Consider the following 20047-nt stretch of genomic DNA (forward strand, 5'->3'; position numbering starts at 1 on the left):
GACTGTCGTGAGGGTCGCGTTCGTCGGCAAGGGCGGCAGCGGCAAGACCACGTTGTCCGCGCTCTTCTCCCGCCACCTGGCGCGCTCCGGCGCCCCGGTCCTCGCCGTCGACGGCGACATCAACCAGCACCTGGCCGAGGCGCTGGGCGGCGAGGAGAAGTCCGCCCCACCCCTGGGCGCGTACATGGCCGAGATCAAGGACTACCTACGGGGCGACAACCCCCGCATCCCCTCCCCCGAGGCGATGATCAAGACGACGCCGCCGGGCCGCGGATCCCGCCTGCTGCGTCCGCTCGGCGACGACGAACTGCACGCGCGGCACGTCGGCCGGGCCGGGGGTGTGCCCCTCATGGTGACGGGCGAGTTCGACGAGTCCGACCTGGGCGTGGCCTGCTACCACTCCAAGCTCGGCGCGGTCGAGTTGTACCTCGGGCATCTGCTGGACGGCTCCGGCGAGTACGTCGTGGTCGACATGACAGCCGGCGCGGACGCCTTCGCCTCGGGCTTGTTCGCCCGTTTCGACATCACCTTCCTGGTGGCGGAACCGACCCGCAAGGGCGTCTCCGTGTACCGCCAGTACCGCGACCACGCGGAACAGTTCGGTATCCGCATCGCCGTCGTGGGCAACAAGGTCACCGGCGAGGACGATCTGCTCTTCCTCAAGGAGCAGGTAGGCGACGACCTGCTGACCCACCTCGTGCACTCCCCCTGGATCCGCGCGGCGGAACAGGGCAGGACCGTGTCCGGCCCGGACGCACTGGCGTCGCTGGAGCCGCACAACCGCCACGCCCTCACGGTCCTGCGCGAGGCGGTCGACGCCGAGGTCCGCGACTGGAATCGGCTCCACCGCCACGCGGTCGAGTTCCACCTGCGCAACGTCCACGCCTGGGCGGACGCGCGTACGGGCGAGGGCCTGGCGGCACAGGTGGACCCCACCTATGCGCCGGGGCCGACCGCCCTGGCCTGAGGCGCACCCCACCGACCACACCTCTTCCGGCTACTCGATCCCCGTGGCATCGAGTAGCCGGGCCACGTCCTTGCGCCCGTAACCGAGCAGTCGGGCGCGGTCGGCCGCCATCAGTACCAAGTGCGCGACGATCGTGGCGGCGTGCCCGTTCTTGCTGTCCGCGTCGAACCATTCCTGTGGTTTCTCGACACCCAGGCTGTTCATCACCAGGCCGTGCTCTCTGCGGACCTCCGCGACGGTACCGGCGACCGCGTCCAGGAGCGTCTTCCCGGGCCGTTCGCATTCCAGGGCGAAGCACCCCCAGTCGACCGGCACGCACCCCTCCGGCGGACGCTCCCTCAGCCGCGCGTACCTCTCGTCCTCGAACCCGGAGGCCCGGAATTCGTCGTGCACCAAGGAGAACCGATGGAACCCGGGCGGAACCGGCGGAGGAGGAGGCGTGTACTCCCACCCCGCGTCCTCGTACAACTGCCGTTTCACCTCTTCTTCGTCGGCATGTGTCACGGTGAAGCCGTTGGCCTCGTTGCGCCCGGTCGTCGTGCCGTCGGCGTTGCGGTGGAAGTGCAGGCCCATTTCGTGTGCTCCCGTCATCGCGCTGAGAATGGACGACAAGTCCCGTCATCAGCTCGAACGGCCCGCAGGCCGGGCAGGTGCCCGCCATCCGGGGCACCATCCGATCGCGTGAAACGGGCCGCCGCGGGAACTTCCCGGCTCAGCCGGACGAGCGGTTGTTACGCTCCCCCGATGAGGATTCCGGACCCTGAAGAGATCCGGGCGCTGCACGAGAAGTACGCGCCCACGACCGAGGCGTTCACCCTCGTCCACAGGCACTGCGAGATCGTCTGGGGAATCGCCGAGCAGCTCCTTTCGGCGCCCCACCTCGCGCACCTCGACGTGGAGCTGGTCCGCGCCGGCTGCCTCCTCCACGACATCGGCGTCTACCGCCTCTACGAGGACGACGGACGGCTGGACCACCGGAACTACATCCGGCACGGTCTGCTCGGCCACGAGATCCTCGAAGCGGAGGGCTTCCCCGAAGCTCTCGGCCGCTTCTGCTCCCACCACACCGGAGTGGGACTCACCCGGCACGACATCGTGAGCCAGGGGCTGCCCCTCCCTCCCGCCGACTATGTGGCGGTGACCGAGGAGGAGAGGCTCGTGATGTACGCGGACAAGTTCCACACCAAGTCCCAGCCCAAGGCATACCTCTGCCCCGACGAGTACGCCGCCTACATCCGCCGCTTCGGTGAGGACAAGGTGACGGCTTTCGAGGCATTGCGAAGTGAGTTCGGCGAACCCGATCTCAGCGCATCCGGGCCAGGCTTCGGGACGGAGGAAGACGCAACGGCTGCCGTGGTTCGGGGGTAGAGGCCGCATGGCCGGAAGGCCATGCGGCTCCGGTTCCGGTGCTCTCACGGCGGGCTCGGTGAAGGCACCGAACACGACGAACGCCCCCTACACCACCGAGAGCTGACCTACTGTGACGGCATGACCACGAAGCCTCTTCCCAACCTCACTGCGACCGGAACCTGTTGGTGCGGCTGTGCCAAGAAGGTCGGAGCCGGATCGTTCTTCGCTCCCGGCCACGACAAAGTGGCGGAAGCCGCACTGCTCGCGGCCGAGTACGGTTCCTCCGTCGCCCAGTTGCTGCACGGCCACGGCTACGGGCCCGGACACTCGGTGAGCGCGCGTGCCGTGTCCGAAGGGGTGTGGCGGAAGTGTCCGTCATGCGACTACGTCGGCGCACCGGCGAGCATCGCCAACCACACGAGGAAGGCGCACGCCGTCGCGGTCCGCGAGCAGGCACAGGGAGCGGAGCGTTGACTGAACCGGTCGGCAGCCGGCGCGCCGACCTTGAGAAGGCCGTGCGGAGTTGCGGCGGCCTCTGGGACACCGAACGCGGGCGTCGCGCACTGCGCGACGCGGGGCACGACCCGCAAGACAAGTACACCCGGCAGATCCTCCGGGGGCCTCGCCGGCGAGGGCCTGCTGGTGAAGGTGGAGAACCGGCCCGTCGCATACCGCCTTACGCAGCCCGGTCAGGAGAAGGCGGGTCCTCGTTCATCGGACACTGATGAAAAGCGGCTCCGACCAGGGGCATGCCTGCCGCGGGTGCCGGTCCTGAGCTCGGCACCCGCCGGGTGCCTACGTGAACACCCAGTGGCGTTCCACCCGCGCCACCTTGACGAACCGCTCCTTCTCCGCGACCCACGGGGACGGAAGGCGCAGGCGGCGCAGGTCGTCCATGGATACGACCACGGCGTCGAGCTGCTGCGCCACGCTGAGCACCGCCTGGGGAGAGGCCGACGGAACGGTGACGATCAGCCCTTCCTGGACGGCCCGTTCCAGCAGCTCCTGCTCGTCGTACTCGACGAGATCCACAAGGTCCGTGCCGATCACGGCGACCACATGGTGCTGTGGGTAGCGCCGTCGGATCTCGTGCAGAGCCGAGCCGAGAAGCCGCCTGCTCGGCGGCCGGGGAGAGGCGGCGCTGCGGCCTGCGGTCATGATCCCGCGACCGTCGACCACCAGTGCCGGAGCTCCCTCGCCCGCCGGTTCCTCCCACGTCTCCGGCTCGATCGTCGGTGCCCCCGTTTCCGGCGGGGCGGACGAGGCGAGGCTTGGGGCGGGCTCGTCGATGCGCCGGAGCAACCGCTCCAGTTCTCTGTCGGCTCCTAGTGCGATCGGCGTCCCGTCGGGACCGAAGCAGTCCAGTTCCTCGTCGAGCATGACGGTGCCTGTGTGCCGTGCTCTGGCGTGCACCTTGAGGATGCCGCTGCGGTCATAGTGGTAGTCGACGTCGAACACGTTGCTCGACGGCTCCGCGTTCGGCTGCGGCACCGGGAGTTCCAGCCGGGCCAGCGGAAAGGTCCGCTGGTCGTCTGCGGCACGCTCTCCGTCGCCCTCCACGATCTCGAGGACGACCTTGGACGCTCCGCGTACCGCCGGCATGGCGCTACGTGTCCCTCGCGCCGGAAGTGTCGAGTACCGGGGGATGAGCGGGGCAAATCCTCTCCGGCCTCCTGCCTCGAAGGACAGGCCGAGGTCGTGACTCGTGGCCACCGAGATGGTCGTCTCGGGAATCAGACCGTCGATCTCGGCGGCGGTGATGGCGGCTCCCCTTGCGACGGCCCGGCCTCACCCGCGTCTACCACGCCAACTACTGCATGCTCGGCCGGCAGTCCGGCGACTCGATCTCCCTCGCCCTGATGGCGGCCGTGACCTGCCGACGCGGGCCGGTACCCGCCCCGTACAACCAGATCATGCACATCACAGGCGTCTACCGCGCTCCGGCGGGCGCCAACGCGAACAACTGCCGCCGGGCGGCGGGCGACCCGACGCACTACTGGGCTGACCTGGTGGACGACGGCGCCACGCTGCTGTGCACCGCGATCTACCAGGGCAGCTGACCGACAGCTCAGTCCCCCCCCAGCCGCCCAAGTACGCTCACGAAACGACCGGTTCAGACCCGTCTCCGTCGTCGTGACGGCCGTCGCGCCCGGGTTCACCGAAACGGACGGCGTTGTCACCCGAAAGCCGTCACCCTGTGCGATTTCATCCCCCCTCACGTCTGTGCCGCATACCGTGAACCCGCCGCCCGAACACCTCTCGGCACAACAACAAGCGGCGGCGACACGCAGGTCACGGGAGACGGAGGAAGAACGGAATGACACAGGCCGCCGCAGGGAGCGAGCTGGACGACCGGGTGCCGGGGCGCCGGTGGATCGTGCGTCTGGACCCCGTCGGCCGAGGCAGCGCGGAGGTGCGCGTCTCGTGCAGCCGACCCGCCTGTGCCGAGCGGCGTCTGCCCTCCGCTGCGGCAGGCCGTAGGGCCGCGATCGCCCACCTGAAGGCGCACCTGCGCGCCACCCCCGCACCCAGAGCCGATACCTACTGCGCCTGCCGGGCCGACGGCTGCCGCACCCACCTGCCCGACACCAGCAGGCATGCGCGTACCGAACAACCCTGGCGGTGCGGCGGACCGGTCGTCCTGGCCGTGATCAGCGACCGGGCAGGACGCTGGTGGCAGGCCCTGGAGTGTTGTTCACGGTGTGCCGCCGCCACTCCCGGGGCCCGGACCGCGGCCACCTCCCTTCTTTCAGCGTCCCGGACCACCGGCCGCCCGGCCCCCGCAGCGGCGAGCACCGGCGCGGGCACGCCGCAGTTCTCCCACCAGCAGGTCACCACCCGGACGGGATGTCCGGCGCCTCTCCCCGTACCCGCACCCCGCCCCGTACCCGCTCGGCGCCGCCGCCAGCCGGAGGCGAGGATCGGCCGGCGTGTCATTCCGCACGACCTGCGGCCCGTGTCCCTGCGGGACGAACTCACCGAGCTCGGTGACCTCTTCCGCGCCTACCAGAAGCGCCCCGAGCCCGACCTGGCGCTGCTGGCCGATCTCCAGGAACGCAAGGCCCGCGCCTTTCTCACCTGGTCCGACGTCAGTTGCGACGTCACCTTGCGGCTGGAGGCCCAGCGTGCCGAACAGGCTGCCGCCGTCATCCAACGCCAGCACCAGCACCGCACCGGCTGCGTCCCGGACGGCGACGAACCGGGCGTGGCGCGCCTGCTGACCGTGCCGACGCAGTGGGAGTACGCGCGCTCCGTCCTCGCGCACGTGGCCGGCCACACGCCGCTGCCCGGAGCGGAAGCACGGCTGCTGGCGCTGATGCTGACCCTGCGCACCGCGCACACCGGCACCGGCAATCTCGTCGGCCAGGACGTCGACGCGCTGGGCCTGACCGACCCGGAGGACCTGGTCGAGCAGCTGACCGGCTGCGGCTGGCTGTCCCTCCCCGGCACCGTCGGCGACCTGCTCGCCTCCCGGCCGGAGAACCCCACCCCGGTCACCGTCCCCTCCCTGGTGCCCGACGAGAACGGGACGGGCCCGTTCATGTTCGGCAGGAAGACACGCCCGAAGCTCTCCGGCTGGGCCCAGAGAGTCGTCTCGGACAAGAAGCTCCGCAAGGCCAAGGCTCCCGCCGGCGCCCGGTTGCTCGCCGTGACGCTGGCCACGTGGACGGACGACGCGGGGCGCCTCGGACCCGGCGGCCGGGGCGTCACCCTGAACGCCCTCGCCACCCGGGTCCCGGTCGGCTCCGGCGAACTGCGGGACCTGACCGACCGGCTGACCGCAGCGGACTGGCTCACCGACGCCGCCCTCACCGACACCCACCTCATCGGCCGGCTGACCGAACGCGTCCTCCCCCTCACCTGCCCCCTGCTGGACTGAGCTCCCGCCCACCCTCGTCCGCGACCGCGACCGCGACCGTGGGCGGGGCGACGGCGCCCCACCCACGGGTCCCCACGTGCCGCCGGTCAAGGGCTTGGTGTAGAGCTGTGCGCACTCCTTACCGGAAGCGACCTGGTTCGGGCCCTTAGGCATGCGGCTCCGTAGGCTTCGTGCCGGTACTCTCGCCCTTCTCGCCCGCCTCAAGGGCAGCGTGGCGTCGCCGGCGAAGTGCTTCCCGCTCCTCGTCCGGAATCGTCATCGACTCGGCCAGCACGGCGGCGAGCGCGTCCACTCGGGTGTTGTCGATGTCGGCGCGGAAGAGCCACCGGATGCTTTCGTCGCGCGTGATGAGGTCGATCGCCAGGCGCTCGCTCTTGTCCTGTGTCGCTGCTCGGACGTATCGCACTCGGTCGATCGGGATGTCCTGACGGATCGCGCCCTGCTCGAGGAAGGCGTTCGTCTGGCTGATGATGATGCGGCGGTCCGTGACGGCGACGAGTGTCTTCGCTGCGGCCTTGTCCCTCGCCGCCGCCAGCTTCTCCTTCGCCCCGCCGATGATGGCGGAGATCGGGCCGAGGGCGTCGAGCTGGTCGGGGAACCCGAGCACCCTCAGCGTCTCACCGTCCTCGACGTACCACCGCAGGATGCGGAGGTACGGCTCGAGTTTCAGCGATTCGGGGGCGCAGACGACCTCCGGAGCTTCGAGTGGAGGGGCCGGCGGACGAAGGGCGTCGGCAAGAGGCTCGATCGCCTCCAGAAGACGGGCGGAGGTCTGGCGGGCCGCCTTCGCGTCCTTCCGCTTCCCCGGCAGTGAGGGTGCCAGGGTCTCGCGTCCGGGAAGCTCGGCGATGATGCGCAGCTCTCGCGTCAGCGCCTCGACGAGGCGCGTCGTCTCGGCGAGGGAGGACTCCAGCTCCGTGCGGGTGTCGTGCGCGATGACGTCCACGAGCCGTGCCTCGTGGGCGTCATCGCGTCCCGCGGCTCTCGCCTTTCCGGCGCGGAGCGCCTGATACCCGGTCCATGCCTTGAGGGAGGACAGCAGGGCGTGGGCGTCGAAGAGGATCGCCTCGGCGTTCGTCTGAAGGTACTCACGCAGGCGGCGTGCGTCGGCCTGGTCGATCTGCCCCACGTGGCCCCGGACGTTGCGTCCGTACAGGTCGAGCTGCTTGCTCAGCGACGCCTCGTTACCCGCGACGTTCTCCCACAGGGAGGCCGGGACCGATCCGACCGCCCGCGCCTGGTCGATCGCGCGCTCGATGGTGGTGACGAGCCCTGTCAGTTCGGCCCACTGCTCGTTGCGGATGGTGGTGAGCACCTGGCTCGTCAGCGCGATGTTGGTCCTCACGAGGCCCGTGATCTCGCTCAGCTGCATCTGCAACGCCACCATGGTGAGCGCCGGCCCGAGCGTCGCCACGGTCTGTGCCGTGCTCACAGACGTCACGGGGATGAGGCGGGCCTGAGCGACGATCTTGCCATTGAGGAACACTGCTCCGAGGTTCGCGCCGTCCTTGACGGCGAGCGTTCCGCCTGCCTTCAACACGGCCTGCGTCGCGCTGCTGATCCTGTAGAGCCCCTGCGCACCGGCGAACGCGTTGGCGACGTTGCCGGCCACGGTCGCCGCGTTCCCGATCGAGGCGAGGACCGTGGAGATCTTCTCGCGGTCGGCAGAGGGCACGAGCCCGAAGTCGACCAGATCGGACTCGAGCTCCGCCGGGACCTCACCGAGGACGACGGCAACCCCCGGGAGCACCTCGGCCAGGACCGTCGACACGGTCGTCGAGTCGGTGTCCGAGTCGGGTGTCGGATCGTCCACGACGGTTGAGTCGGCGGTATCGCTCTGACCGTTCTGCCCAGGTGCGGCGGTCTCCGCCGATTCCGAAGGGGCCTGCATTCGGTTTCCTCCCCACGAGGACGCACAACGGCCATACGTCGTCGGCGTTCGCTGCCGAAGTCTACGGCTCGACGCCCGGCCTTTCGGTGGCGATTGACATACCGTCCCATGGCAGTTCGGCTGCGTGTCCGCTCTCTGGCACAGGGCGCTGAACCTCATCGTCGACGACGGATCACCGGAGGTCGAATCCCGGGCCCGATGTCAGTGACTCGGCCTGATCTGCTCCTCGTGTCCGTTCGCCCCGCCACCGGACCGCGCGCGGACAGGACGGAGGACGCAGCCGCGCGGAGCCGCATTCGCCGCACGCGCCCGCACCGCGATCACCGACCCGATAGGTTTCGTCCCATGCCTGGCCGTCTCCTCGAACTGCACGTCGAGAACTTCCGCAGCCTGCGCGACGTGACCGTGCCGCTCGGTCCACTCACGGTGTTGGTGGGCCCGAACGGCGCGGGCAAGTCCAATGTGCTGAAGGTGTTCGACTTCCTTGCCGACATCATCCGCACCGACCTCCAGCCCGCTCTCGACACGCGCGGCGGGTTCGACGAGGTGGCCTTCTGGGGCGGGAACAAGCCGCCGACGTCCATGCGGATCCAGCTCAAGGCGACCTGGACGACCAATTCCACCCTCAACGCCCCGGACGAATACAACCTCACCATTCGGCGACGGTCCCTACCGGCGAACCGGGACGGCAAGCGACTCACGTACGCCCTTTCCCGTGAGGAGAGCTTCGCGTTCAAACGCAGGCAGGGGCGCGGTCGGCGCATCACCATTTCGGGTGAGGAGGCCCGCATCCTCGACGTGCGGGGCCGGTGTGGGTCGACCGGGCGGGCACGGTGGTGCTGGGCCTGGGATACGCCACGCTCATCCCCGGCAACGGCGTCACCGCGCTGAAGGTCGCCGACGTCGACGGCGTACGGCTCGCCGGGTTCCTCATCGACGCCGGGCCGGTCAACTCCGCGACCCTGCTGGAGATCGGCCCCCGCGGCGCCTCCCGCGACCATGCGGACAACCCGACGAAAGTCCAGGACGTGTTCGTCCGCATCGGCGGGGCGGGCCCGGGCAAGGCCACCACCAGCATGGTCGTCAACAGCCGGCACACCATCGTCGACCACACCTGGGTCTGGCGCGCCGACCACGGCGACGGCGTGGGCTGGGACACCAACCGTGCGGACTACGGCGTGGTCGTCAACGGGCACGACGTGCTGGCGACCGGGCTGCTCGTAGAGCACTTCAACAAGTACGACGTGCAGTGGTTCGGCGAGCGCGGGCGCACGATCTTCTACCAGAACGAGAAGGCGTACGACGCCCCGAACCAGGCCGCGATCCAGAACAGCCCGGTCAAGGGCTACGCCGCCTACCGGGTCGGGGACGGCGTTACCACCCACGAGGGCTGGGGCCTGGGCAGCTACTGCTACTACAACGTCGACCCGGGCATCGTGCAGCACCACGGCTTCGCCGCGCCGAACCGTCCCGGGGTGCGCTTCCACGACCTGCTCGTGGTCTCGCTCGGCGGCAACGGGCAGTACGAGCGCGTCATCAACGACACGGGATCGCCGACGTCGGGGACGTCCACGGTGCCGTCGACGGTGGTGTCCTATCCGTGACGGAACGGGTCCTGCCTTCCGGTCGGGGAGGGAGGCCGGTGGTGTCGTACCCATGACGGAACCGGCCCCTCCCTTCCGGTCGGGGAGGGAGGGGCCGGGCCGGTCTACCGGGCCGGTGTCGCCACCGGCGCCGGCGCGTAGCCGGTGGGCCGGGCGGTGAAGGTGCCGCGGCCCTGGGTGCGGCTGCGCAGCCGGGTCGCGTAGCCGAACAGTTCGGCCAGCGGCACGGTGGCGGTGACGACCGCCGCACCCCCGCGGGCGGCCGAGCCGGTCACCCGGCCCCGCCGGGCGGCGAGATCGCCGAGCACACCGCCGACCGCGTCCTCGGGCACGGTGACCGTGACCTCGACGACCGGCTCCAGCAGGACCATCGCGCAGGCGCGCAGGGCCTCCCGGAGGCCGAGCCGGCCGGCCGTGCGGAACGCCGTGTCCGAGGAGTCCTTCACATGGGTCGCCCCGTCGGTGAGCGTGACGCGCAGCCCGGTGACCGGGTGACCGCCGAGCGGCCCCTCGGCCAGGGCGTCCCGGCAGCCGGCCTCGACCGCCCGCACGTACTCCTGCGGCACCCGCCCGCCCACCACGGCCGAGCGGAACGCGAAACCTCCCTCCTCGTACGGCTCCACGTCGAGGACCACATGGGCGAACTGCCCCGCGCCGCCGTCCTGTTTGACGTGCCGGAACACCAGGCCGGAGACGCCCCGACCGACGGTCTCGCGGTAACTGACCCGTGGGCGGCCCACGTTGACCTCCAGTCCCAGCTCACGCCGGAGCTTCTCCACCGCCACCTCCAGGTGCAGTTCGCCCATGCCGGACAGCACGGTCTGCCCGGTCTCCGGGTCGGTCCGTACGACCAGCGAGGGATCCTCGTCGGCCAGCCGCGCCAGCCCCGACGCGAGCCGGTCGGTGTCACCGGCCCGGCGGGACTCGACCGCAGCCGACACCACCGGCTCGGCCACACCGGGCGGTTCGAGGACGAGCGGGGTGTGCCGCGCGCACAGGGTCGCGCCGGCGCGGGCGGACTTCAGTCCGACCACGGCGACGATGTCCCCGGCGACCGCCCGGTCCAGCGGCGCGTGCCGGTCGGCCTGGACGCGCAGGATCCGCCCGATCCGCTCGGTGCGCCGCGCACTCGCGTCCCACAGGGTGTCTCCCTTCTCGATCGTGCCCGAGTAGACGCGCAGATAGGTCAGCCGTCCCGTCGAGGTGGCGTGCACCTTGAACGCGAGGGCGGCCACCGGTGCCGCGGGGTCGGCGGCCCGCTCCTGCTCCTCACCCTCGTGCGTGCCCCTGACCGGCGGCACGTCCAGGGGCGACGGCAGATAGGCCACGACGGCGTCCAGCAGCGGCTCGACACCGCGGTTGCGGTACGCGGAGCCGCACAGCACGACCACGCCGTCACCGTCACGGGTCACCTGACGCAACGCCGAGACGAGGGTCCGCTCGCCCAGTGTGCCCGTGTCGCAGAACTCCTCCAGCGCGCCCGGGTGCAGTTCCGCCACGGCCTCCTCCAGCGACCGGCGGCGCGCCAGGGCCTCGCCCCGCAGGCCCTCGGGGACCGGCACGTCCTCGGCGGTTCCGTCATCGGCCCACAGCAGTGCGCGCATACGCACCAGGTCGACGACGCCGGTGAAGGTGTCCTCCGCTCCGATCGGCAGCTGCACCACCAGGGGCGCCGGGTGCAGCCGCTCCCGGACCGACGCCACGGCCGCGTCGAGGTCGGCCCCGGCACGGTCCATCTTGTTGACGAACGCGATCCGCGGCACGCCGTACCGGTCGGCCTGCCGCCACACCGACTCGCTCTGCGGCTCCACCCCGGCGACCGCGTCGAACACGGCCACCGCACCGTCGAGCACCCGCAGGGCACGCTCCACCTCGTCGGCGAAGTCGACGTGCCCCGGGGTGTCGATGAGGTTGATCCGGTGACCGTCCCAGGCGCAGCTGACCGCCGCGGCGAAGATGGTGATGCCCCGGTCGCGCTCCTGCGGGTCGAAGTCGGTGACGGTGGTGCCGTCGTGGACCTCACCGCGCTTGTGGGTAGTGCCGGTGGCGAACAGGATCCGTTCGGTGACGGTGGTCTTGCCTGCGTCGACGTGGGCGAGGATGCCGAGGTTGCGGACGACGGAGAGCGGGTTGAAGTGGGTGCGCACGGCCCGGGGCCTTTCGGTGCGGTTCAGGAAAGGGGCAGCGCGATTACCGGTGCGAGACGGGCGGACGGCACCCGGACCTGACGTTTTCGTCAGTGGTCGTCGGGGGTCAGGCGTTCGCCCCGGGCGTCCGGTGCCGCCGCGCGGCGGGCACCGGAGCGACGCAGGACACGAGGATCACCTGGTAGCGCGGCAGGGAGACGGCGACAGCGGTGTGGTCACGCATGGCCGTCCCCCTTCGTCGTCGCGTTGACGCCCGGCGCTCGGTAGTGGGCGGCGCCGGGTCCGTCCGTGAGTGTAGGGAGACCGGAGGGAAGGAGGCGAGGGATTATTCCGGCGGGGTCGGGGTGTCGTGGGTGCGGTACATGGCCTGGACGTCGAGCTCCAGTTGGACCGTCGGGCCGACGACCGCGATGCCCCGGGCCAGCATGGAACGCCAGTTCAGCGTGTAGTCCTCGCGGTGCAGCTCCGCCGTCGCCAGGGCCGCGCAGCGCAGCTCCTGGCCGTAGCCGCCGTTCACGGTGCCGAGGTACGTCGTGTCCAGGGCCACCGAGCGGCTGACGCCGTGCATCGTGAGGGAGCCCTGCAGCGTCCACTTGGTGCCGCCCCGGTAGGCGAAGCGGGCGCTCGTGAAGTCGATGTACGGGAAGCGCTCGACGTCGAGGAAGTCGGCGGATCGCAGGTGGTTGTCGCGGGTGGTGTTGCCGGTGGTGATGCTGGAGGCGTCGATCCGGACGTGCACGCGGGAGTCGGCCATGTCCGGGGCGACCCGGATGCCGCCCTCGAAGCGTTCGAAGCGGCCGTGCACATGGGCCATCCCGACGTGCTTGGCGATGAACCGGATCGCCGTGTGCGGCGGGTCGAAGAGCCAGGTTCCGGGCGTCGGCAACTGGAGCGCCTCGGCGGCCTGCAGCCAGACGCGCTCGGGGACCGTCGGGGCGCCCGGGCCCGTCTCGATCGTCTCGCGGTGCGGCCGCAGGCCTTCCGCCGAGATGAGCAGGCTGTACCGGCCGGGTGGCAGCGCCGCGAGGAAGTACCCGTACGGATCGGTGGTGCCGCGTGCGGCGACGCGGTGGGTGTCCAGGGCCGTGACGGTGACGTCCGCGGCCGCCAGGGGCGCGCCCATCGGGTCGACGACCTCGCGGGCCACGGAGCCCGCGCCGTCGGGAAGGGGGAGGGCGAGGCCCGCCGCTGCGGCGGAGGTGTTCTTGAGCCACCGGCGCCGGAGCAGTGCGAGGGCCATGGTGGTCACCTTTCTTCGGGTGTGCGGCCGTGCGGTCAGCGATTCAGCGCATGCCGACGGCCGCACCTTGCTGCGGTCACACCCCCTTGTCGATCTTGACGGGCCGGGCCCGGGTACGGGTGTCTCAATACGAGACAGTCACGAGCGTCCCCCGAAGAGACGCGCGTGCTCGGCGGCCCACCCGGCGAAGGTGCGCGCCGGCCGGCCCGTGACCTTCTCCACGGTGTCCGAGACCGTGCGGCCCACCTCGGGGGTGTTCCCGTACGCCATGAGCAGGAAGCCGATGACGTCCTCCGGCAGGCCCGCCGCCCGCCACCCCGCGAGAGCCTCCTCCTCGGTCAGCTCGATCAGGGTGATGTCCCGGCCGGCGGCCGCCGCGATCGTCTTCACCTTGTCGCCGACGGTGAGCACGTCCGGCCCGGTGATCACGTACTCCTGTCCGCCGTGTCCCTCCTCCGTGAGCGCGACCGCGGCGACGGCCCCGATGTCGCCCTCGTGGACCATGGCGCTCAGCCGGTCGACGAACGGCTCCCGCACCTCGCCCGCGGCCACGATCCCGTCCGCCCACTCCCGGGCGTTGGCCATGAACTCGACCGGCATCAGCACGGTCCAGTCCACTCCGTCGGCGGCACGCACCGCGTCCTCCAGCGGGGTGGGGCCCCCGCCGTGCAGCACGGTGACGCGCCGGACACCGGCGGAGCGGGCCAGCTCCAGGATCCGGGGGCCGGTCTCCAACGGGCTGAAGGCGGCGCCCCCGAAGGTGATCAGGTGGAGGCCGGTGACGCCGTCCAGAGCCGGTGCCAGGCCGTCCGGCTCGGTCAGGTCGCCCTCGACGACCTCGACGCCCTGCGGGAAGGAGGCCTTCCCCGCGTCACGGGTGAGGGCACGCACCTCGTGCCCCCGGTCGAGCAGTTCGGCGACGACCTGACGGCCGACGGTTCCGGTGGCGCCGGTGACGAGGATCTTCTGCGTCTGAGTCATGCCACGACCCTAGGAACGCTTGCGGTCACCTTCTGTCCGCGAGCCGGAGTCGGGCGGCCCTCCTTCGTACGCCGTGAGCAGTACGCCGCGAACCCCCTCCGCCGTCACCTCACGCGGGTTGGCGTACGGCTCGCCCGCGGTCCGGGTCGCCGCCGGGGTGAGGTCGGCCTCGGTGAGGCCGAGTTCGGCCAGGGAGCGCGGGGCGCCCAGGCGGCCGGCCAGGTCCCACAGGGCGCGGGGCACGTCGTCGGTGCCGAGGGCGCGGCGCAGGACCGTCAACGCCTCCGGGGCGGCGGGGGCGTTGTGGGCGAGGGCGTGGGGCAGCACGACGGTGTGGGTCTCGGCGTGGGGAAGGCCGTAGCTGCCGCCGAGGACGTGGCACAACTTGTGGTGCAGCCCCATGGTCGTCGCGCCGAGGCACGCGCCGCACAGCCATGCCGCGTACAGCGCCCGGCTGCGCGCGTCGAGGTCCGCCGGGTCGGTGGCCAGCCGCGGCAGCGCCCCGGCCATCGCCCGGACGCCCTCCTCGGCCATGACCGTCACCAGCGGTGAGACGTCCGGGGCGTACAGCGCCTCGACGGCGTGCGCGAGTGCGTTGATCCCGCTGGTCACGGTCAGTTGCACGGGCAGGGAGAGGGTGAGCCGGGGGTCGTAGACGACACTGCGGGGCTGGACGACCGGGTCGCGGCCGGTGCGTTTGGTGCCCTGCTCGGTCAGGCCCCACACCGGGGTCATCTCGGAGCCCGAGTAGGTGGACGGTACGGCGATCAGCGGCAGTCCGGTGCGCAGGGCGATCGCCTTGCCGAGCCCGATCGCCGAGCCGCCGCCGACCGCGACGCAGCCGTCCGCCCCGGCCGCCCGGACGGCTGCGACGGCCCGGTCGGCGTCCTCGACGGGCACGTGCATCCGCGCCTCGGCGTGCAGCCCGGCGCAGCTGTCGCCGAGCGCGTCCGCGACCGCCCGCGCCACCCGCTCGCCCCGGCTGCCGGACACCACGAGCAGCCGCCCGAGACCCAGGCGCGCCGCCTCGCCCGGGGTCGCGGTGACGGCCGCGCCGGGCCGGAAGACCACCCGCTGGGGCCGGGTTTCGTAGCTGAACTCGTCCTGGAACGTCATGCGGTCCGCTCCAGCACGAGGTCGAAGCAGGCGTGGCGGAAGGGGTTCTCCACGCCGAACTCCCGGGCCAGGGCCGGGTCGTCGGTCACCGTGAAGTCCTGGACGAGGCTCTGCTTCACGGCGAACACCGCGTCGGAGTCGAGGTAGTCGCCGCCGGCCACGAAGATGTGCGTGGTGACGGGTATGTGGCCTTGGGCCGCGGCGATGAAGTGGATGTGCGCGGGGCGGTAGGGGTGCCGCCCGGTCGCGCGCAGCAGCTCGCCCACGGGACCGTCGGTGGGGATCGGATACGCCGCCGGGACGCAGGTGCGGAACCAGAAGCGGCCCCCGGTGTCGGCGGTGAACAGCCCGCGTCCGTTGCCCGCGGGCTGGACGCCGGGCTGCTGGACGTCGTAGTAGCCCTGGTCGTCGGCCTGCCAGACGTCGACGACGGCGCCGGGCAGCGGGGTGCCGTCCGCGGACCGCACCCGGCCGCTGACGACGCACCTCTCACCGCCGCCCACCAGGTCGATGTCGTCGCCGAGCGCGCGCGGCGGCGACTCGGTCATGTGGAAGGGGCCCAGCACGGTCGATTCGGTGGTCCCTGCCGCGCGGTCGCCGTTCAGGGTCTCCACCAGCATGGACAGGCCCAGCACGTCCGACAGCAGGATGAACTCCTGCCGGGTGTCGGTGCAGGCCCGGCCGGTCGCCGTCAGGAAGGCGATCGCCCGTTCCCACTCCTCCTGCGTGAGTCGGGTCTCGCGCGCGAAGTCGTGCAGATGGCGGACCAGGCCGGTGAGCAGTTCACGCAGCCGCGGGTCGGCGGTCCCGCGCAGGCCGGCAAGGACCTGCTCGGTGACGCCGGCCCTGGTCGCTTCGGTGGTCATCCCGGCTCCTCGTCGTCGGCGTCCGCTTCTTCCATGATGGCGCGCTCACCCGTGCCCGAGGATGCGCCGCAGCGCGTCCGCGAGCAGTTTCCCGGCGTCCGGGGCGATGGACGCGTGACGGAAGGCGACGAAGCCGTCCGGGCGGACGAGGAGGGCGCCCGCGTCGGAGGTCTCACGCAGGCGCGCCCAGTCGCCGTAGGGGTCCTCGTACTCCTGGCCGGGGCCGATCACCACGGTGGCGATCTCGATGTCCTGGGCAGAGGCCGCCCGCACCCAGCCCTCGCCCCCGATGCCGGTCAGCAGGGTGAAGCGGCCCCGGCCGACGGTGTCGAGGGTCGAGAGCGTGCGGGTGCCGCTCGTGATCCAGGCGTGCGGGAGCCGGGCGCCGGGCCGGGTGGACGGCTGGTGGTGCAGCTCGGGGTCACGCCTGAAGCCGGGGTCGGGCGTGCCGTCCGGGACGATGGCGGCGGAGGCCTCCGCCGGATAGCGCTGGTTGAGGTCGACGCCGTGTGCGTTGAACTCGTAGACCTTGAAGGCGATCGCCTCGCGCAGCTTCTCCCGCTGTTTCTCGGCGGCCTCGGTGGCGTCCTTGCGGGCGGCGATGTTGGCCCAGAGCTGCTCGGGGGTCTGCGGGGAGAGCCCGTCGAGGGCCTCGAAGACCGGGGCGGTCTCGCGGATGGACCGGTTGGCGCGGGTGACGATCTGCCGCCCTACGGGGGCGCGTTCGGCGGTGTAGCTGTCGAGCAGCCGGGGGTGGGCGGTGCCGTCGAGGACCAGCTTGAGCTTCCAGGCGAGGTTGTGGGCGTCCTGGATCGAGGTGTTGGAGCCGAGACCGTTGGACGGCGGATGCCGGTGGACGGCGTCACCGGCGCAGAAGACCCGGCCGTTCGCGTACGTCTGCGCGTACATCTCGTTGACGGTCCACGCCGAGGACGACGTGATGGTCACGGGGATGTCGTCGTCGCCGAGGAGCTTCCGGACGATCGACTCGGCGTACTCGGTCGTCAGGTCGGGGGCGCCGGCGCTCACGTCGTAGCCCCAGACGATCAGCCACTCGTTCCAGGGGCGCACGCAGCGCACCAGGCCGGCGCCGATGCCGCCGACCGTCGCGCCCGGGGCGAGGACCCAGTAGAGGGTGGAGGGGCGGTGGGCGGTGTACTTGCTCAGGTCCGCCTCGAAGACGATGTTGAGGCTGCCGGCCACGCCCATCCGGCCGTCCATCGGCAGCCCGGCGTCCGCGGCGACCTTCGACCGTCCGCCGTCGGCGCCGATCAGGTACTTGGCGCGGATCTCGTACGTGTCCCCGCGCAGCCGGTCGCGGACGGTGGCGGTGACGCCGTCGGCGTCCTGGGTGTGGGAGAGGTACTCGTTCTCGAAGCGGAGCCGGGTGCCGCGAGCGACGGCCGCGTTCACGAGGACCGGCTCCATGAGGTGCTGCGGCATGTCGCACATGCGGGTGGGGCTGGCGAGTTCGTGCTCGGCCTGCACGAGCGGGTCGTTGCCCCATGAGCGCACCCGGCCCAGTTCCTGGCCCGCCAGGCTGGTGCAGAAGGTCGTGTTGCCCATCAGGTGCTGGGGGGTGGCCTGCGCGACGACCTCCTGCTCGACGCCGAGGTCGCGCAGCACCTCCATGGTGCGCTGGTTGGTGATGTGTGCGCGGGGTGTGTCGGCGAGGCGCGCGTAGCGGGTCACGACGATGTTGGGGACGCCGTAGGTGCTCAGGGCCAGCGCGGCCGCGGCACCGGCCGGGCCGCTGCCCACGATCAGGACGTCGGTCTGGACGACGGTGGCCATGCGGCGCTCCTGCGAGAAGGGGTCGGGCGACGGTTGCGGGACGTGCATGATCATGGAGTGCTCCGGCCGCGCGCGGGTGTCTCATTACGAGACACCGGATCCCGACGAAGGGCGGCGCCGGTTCCTTACGACCGGGCAGCGCGGAGCTTGCGAAGGGCGGCGCCGGTTCCTCTCATGAAGGGGCACCGCGGAGCCTGCGAAGACGGCACCTGTTCCTCCATGACGGGGCACCGCGGCGCCTGCCAAGGCGGCACCCGGACCGCAGTTGTTTCCTGTTCAACCGAACCCGCTACGGTGGGCCGTGCCGTGACCACCACAGACCCTTCCCCCACAGCCACCGCCCGGCCCTCGCTGCGCCTGGCCCGCGAGCGGTTCCTGTCGGGGCGTCCGCTGCCCCGGGGCGTGCCGGAGGAGGTCGTCGCGGCGTGGCGGCGGGCGCGATTCTTCGGCGTGCCCCACGACTTGGCGGAGCCGGCGGCAGGCCCCCCGCTCACCGGGGAGCCGACGCTGCTCGGCGTCGCCCGGCCGGTGCTCGACCGGATCGTCCCGGCACTGGGCGGGGGCGGGGCGCTGCTCGTCCTGACCGACGAGCGACTGCGTGTGCTGTGGAAGGCGGGAAGCGCACCGGGGTTCGGCACGTGCCCCGTCCTGTCGGAGCAGGAGGTCGGCAACAACAGCGCGGCACTCGCCGTGCGCACCCGGGGCCGGGCCGAGGTGCACGGTCCCGAGCACTTCCTCGACCGGTGGCAGGACGTGTCAGCGGTCAGCGTCCCGGTGCTCGGGCCGGAGAGCGGTCAGGTGCTGGGCACCCTGACCGTCGCGACACCCCTGTGCGCCGCCGGAACCCCGCACCCGCAGGCGGCCTTCGCCGAGGCGACGGTCACGGCGATCGAGACGGAACTGCGGGCACGGACCGGGTGGGACGAATCGGTGCTGCTGGACGCCTATGTGCGGGCGGCGCGGGGGCCGGACCGGGCCGTGACGGCACTCGACGGCCGCAACCGGCTGGTCAGTGAGGCGGCGCAGCGACTGGTGACGCCCGAAGTACTCGGGGTGCTGGAGCGTACGGCGCTCCACGCGCGGGGATCGGACGTCACGGGCTACGCGGAGCTGCCGGAGGGAGCCGGGTGCACCGCACGCGTCACTCCGGTGCGTGTGGACGGCAGGACCATCGGGATCCTGGCCGCCCTGGACCCGCTCGACGATCCGGCTCCCAAGGCCTCGGCCTCGTCCCCGCCGGTCGCCCTGACCGGCTCCTCGGTCCCCTGGCGGCACACCGTCGGGCGGGCCGTGCAACTGGCCCGCTCCCGGGAGCCGCTGCTGCTCACCGGTGAGCGCGGTACCGGCAAGTCCGCGCTGGCGCGGGAGCTGTTCGGGCCGGGCCCCGTCCAGGTCGCCGACGCAGCGCGGGACACCGGCCTCGACCAGGCCCTGCCCGCGTGGCGCTCCGATCGCCCGTTCCTGCTCCGGCACGCCGAGCGCCTCGCGCAGCCCGGCGTGGCCGCGCTCAACTCCCTGCTCGACCAGCACCCGGACACCCGGCTGCTGATCACCTACACACCCGGCTCGCCCGTCGGCCCCTGCCTGCAGCGCCTGCTGGACAAACTGTCGGCCCGCTCGGTGACCCTGCCACCGCTCCGGGAACGCTCCGAGGACGTACGGGAACTCCTGCCGGTCCTCACTCCCCGCCCCGCACCCGGGCAGCCCCCGCTGACCTGGACCCTGGACGCCCTGCACGCGCTGGAACGGTACCCGTGGCCCGGCAACGTCACCGAGCTGGCCCATGTCGTACGGGCCATCGCGGAGCACCGGCGGGTGTCCGGGCCGGTCCGCCGGGCGGAGCTGCCGGACGCCGTCCGGGAAGGACCGGCCACTCGTCCGCTCAGCCCGATGGAACATGCCGAGCGGGCCGCGATCCTGGAGGCGCTGCGCCGCCACGGCGGCAACAAGGCGCGCGCGGCGACCGCGCTGGGGATCGGCCGGGCGACGCTGTACCGCAAGCTGCGGGGGTACCGGCGCTGATCCCTCGGCCCGGGGGCGATACACAACAGCTCGGGCGGGTCGAGAAAGATCTCGACCCGCCCGAGCTGATCTGTTCTGTGTCCGAGGGGGGACTTGAACCCCCACGCCCGATAAAGGGCACTAGCACCTCAAGCTAGCGCGTCTGCCATTCCGCCACCCGGACCAGGTGCCTGCCGCCGTGCCAGGGGT

General features: G+C 71.7%; 15 protein-coding genes, 1 tRNA gene and 2 pseudogenes. 8 read left to right on the forward strand and 10 right to left on the reverse strand.

What is annotated here, in order from left to right; translation table 11 throughout:
* Positions 1-7 precede the first annotated feature (7 nt).
* Positions 8-967: an ATP-binding protein gene (locus tag AB0F04_RS02580; RefSeq protein ID WP_362036912.1), complete on the forward strand. Its 960-nt coding sequence runs from the start codon at positions 8-10 to the stop codon at positions 965-967.
* A 30-nt stretch (positions 968-997) separates the two neighbouring features.
* Here AB0F04_RS02580 and AB0F04_RS02585 read toward each other — a convergent pair whose 3' ends face one another.
* Positions 998-1540 (reverse strand): hypothetical protein, encoded by a 543-nt coding sequence (locus AB0F04_RS02585; RefSeq protein ID WP_362037326.1) that lies wholly within the window; start codon positions 1538-1540, stop codon positions 998-1000.
* A gap of 171 nt (positions 1541-1711) precedes the next feature.
* On the opposite strand from AB0F04_RS02585, the gene AB0F04_RS02590 reads away from it, so the two are divergent.
* Complete coding sequence (locus AB0F04_RS02590) at positions 1712-2335, forward strand: HD domain-containing protein (RefSeq protein ID WP_362036914.1); 624 nt, start codon at positions 1712-1714, stop codon at positions 2333-2335.
* 120 nt (positions 2336-2455) lie between these two features.
* Entirely contained in the window at positions 2456-2791 is a 336-nt protein-coding gene (locus tag AB0F04_RS02595) for a hypothetical protein (RefSeq protein WP_362036916.1), read from the forward strand.
* A 321-nt stretch (positions 2792-3112) separates the two neighbouring features.
* Here AB0F04_RS02595 and AB0F04_RS02600 read toward each other — a convergent pair whose 3' ends face one another.
* Entirely contained in the window at positions 3113-4078 is a 966-nt protein-coding gene (locus AB0F04_RS02600; RefSeq protein ID WP_362037328.1) for a hypothetical protein, read from the reverse strand.
* Positions 4079-4089: 11 nt separating this feature from the next.
* On the opposite strand from AB0F04_RS02600, the gene AB0F04_RS02605 reads away from it, so the two are divergent.
* Both AB0F04_RS02605 and AB0F04_RS02610 read left to right on the forward strand, forming a co-directional pair.
* The gene (locus AB0F04_RS02605; RefSeq protein WP_362036918.1) at positions 4090-4377 is read left to right on the forward strand and encodes a hypothetical protein; all 288 of its coding nucleotides are present in this window, start codon (positions 4090-4092) and stop codon (positions 4375-4377) included.
* 257 nt (positions 4378-4634) lie between these two features.
* On the forward strand, positions 4635-6197 hold the full coding sequence (locus AB0F04_RS02610; protein ID WP_362036920.1) for a hypothetical protein: 1563 nt from the start codon (positions 4635-4637) through the stop codon (positions 6195-6197).
* A 145-nt stretch (positions 6198-6342) separates the two neighbouring features.
* Here AB0F04_RS02610 and AB0F04_RS02615 read toward each other — a convergent pair whose 3' ends face one another.
* Positions 6343-8010, reverse strand: coding sequence for a hypothetical protein (locus tag AB0F04_RS02615; RefSeq protein ID WP_362036922.1), 1668 nt, complete (start codon positions 8008-8010; stop codon positions 6343-6345).
* Between the two features lie 423 nt (positions 8011-8433).
* Here AB0F04_RS02615 and AB0F04_RS02620 point away from each other — a divergent pair.
* Positions 8434-8892: pseudogene (locus AB0F04_RS02620) on the forward strand (AAA family ATPase); the annotation flags it as partial.
* A gap of 2 nt (positions 8893-8894) precedes the next feature.
* A pseudogene (locus AB0F04_RS02625) lies at positions 8895-9692 on the forward strand (coagulation factor 5/8 type domain-containing protein); the annotation flags it as partial.
* 104 nt (positions 9693-9796) lie between these two features.
* On the opposite strand, the gene fusA reads toward AB0F04_RS02625, so the two are convergent.
* The 6 genes from fusA to AB0F04_RS02655 form a co-directional block, all read right to left on the reverse strand.
* Positions 9797-11839: an elongation factor G gene (fusA, locus tag AB0F04_RS02630; protein ID WP_362036924.1), complete on the reverse strand. Its 2043-nt coding sequence runs from the start codon at positions 11837-11839 to the stop codon at positions 9797-9799.
* A gap of 325 nt (positions 11840-12164) precedes the next feature.
* The gene (locus AB0F04_RS02635) at positions 12165-13079 is read right to left on the reverse strand and encodes a YceI family protein (protein WP_362036926.1); all 915 of its coding nucleotides are present in this window, start codon (positions 13077-13079) and stop codon (positions 12165-12167) included.
* 138 nt (positions 13080-13217) lie between these two features.
* Entirely contained in the window at positions 13218-14060 is an 843-nt protein-coding gene (locus tag AB0F04_RS02640) for an NAD(P)H-binding protein (protein WP_362036928.1), read from the reverse strand.
* A gap of 9 nt (positions 14061-14069) precedes the next feature.
* Positions 14070-15176 (reverse strand): maleylacetate reductase, encoded by a 1107-nt coding sequence (locus AB0F04_RS02645; protein ID WP_362036931.1) that lies wholly within the window; start codon positions 15174-15176, stop codon positions 14070-14072.
* Entirely contained in the window at positions 15173-16042 is an 870-nt protein-coding gene (locus AB0F04_RS02650) for a dioxygenase (protein ID WP_362036933.1), read from the reverse strand. The genes AB0F04_RS02645 and AB0F04_RS02650 overlap by 4 nt, the downstream gene beginning before the upstream one ends.
* 45 nt (positions 16043-16087) lie before the next feature.
* A complete protein-coding gene (locus AB0F04_RS02655) occupies positions 16088-17836 on the reverse strand; it encodes an FAD-dependent monooxygenase (protein ID WP_362037329.1) in 1749 nt (582 codons plus the stop codon).
* Between the two features lie 306 nt (positions 17837-18142).
* Here AB0F04_RS02655 and AB0F04_RS02660 point away from each other — a divergent pair, with 306 nt between their 5' ends.
* Positions 18143-19858: a helix-turn-helix domain-containing protein gene (locus tag AB0F04_RS02660; protein WP_362036935.1), complete on the forward strand. Its 1716-nt coding sequence runs from the start codon at positions 18143-18145 to the stop codon at positions 19856-19858.
* 78 nt (positions 19859-19936) lie between these two features.
* Here the strand turns inward: AB0F04_RS02660 and AB0F04_RS02665 are convergent.
* Positions 19937-20021: transfer RNA gene (locus tag AB0F04_RS02665), tRNA-Leu, on the reverse strand.
* Positions 20022-20047: the final 26 nt, after the last annotated feature.

This window comes from Streptomyces sp. NPDC029041, assembly GCF_040637515.1.
Lineage (GTDB): Bacteria > Actinomycetota > Actinomycetes > Streptomycetales > Streptomycetaceae > Streptomyces.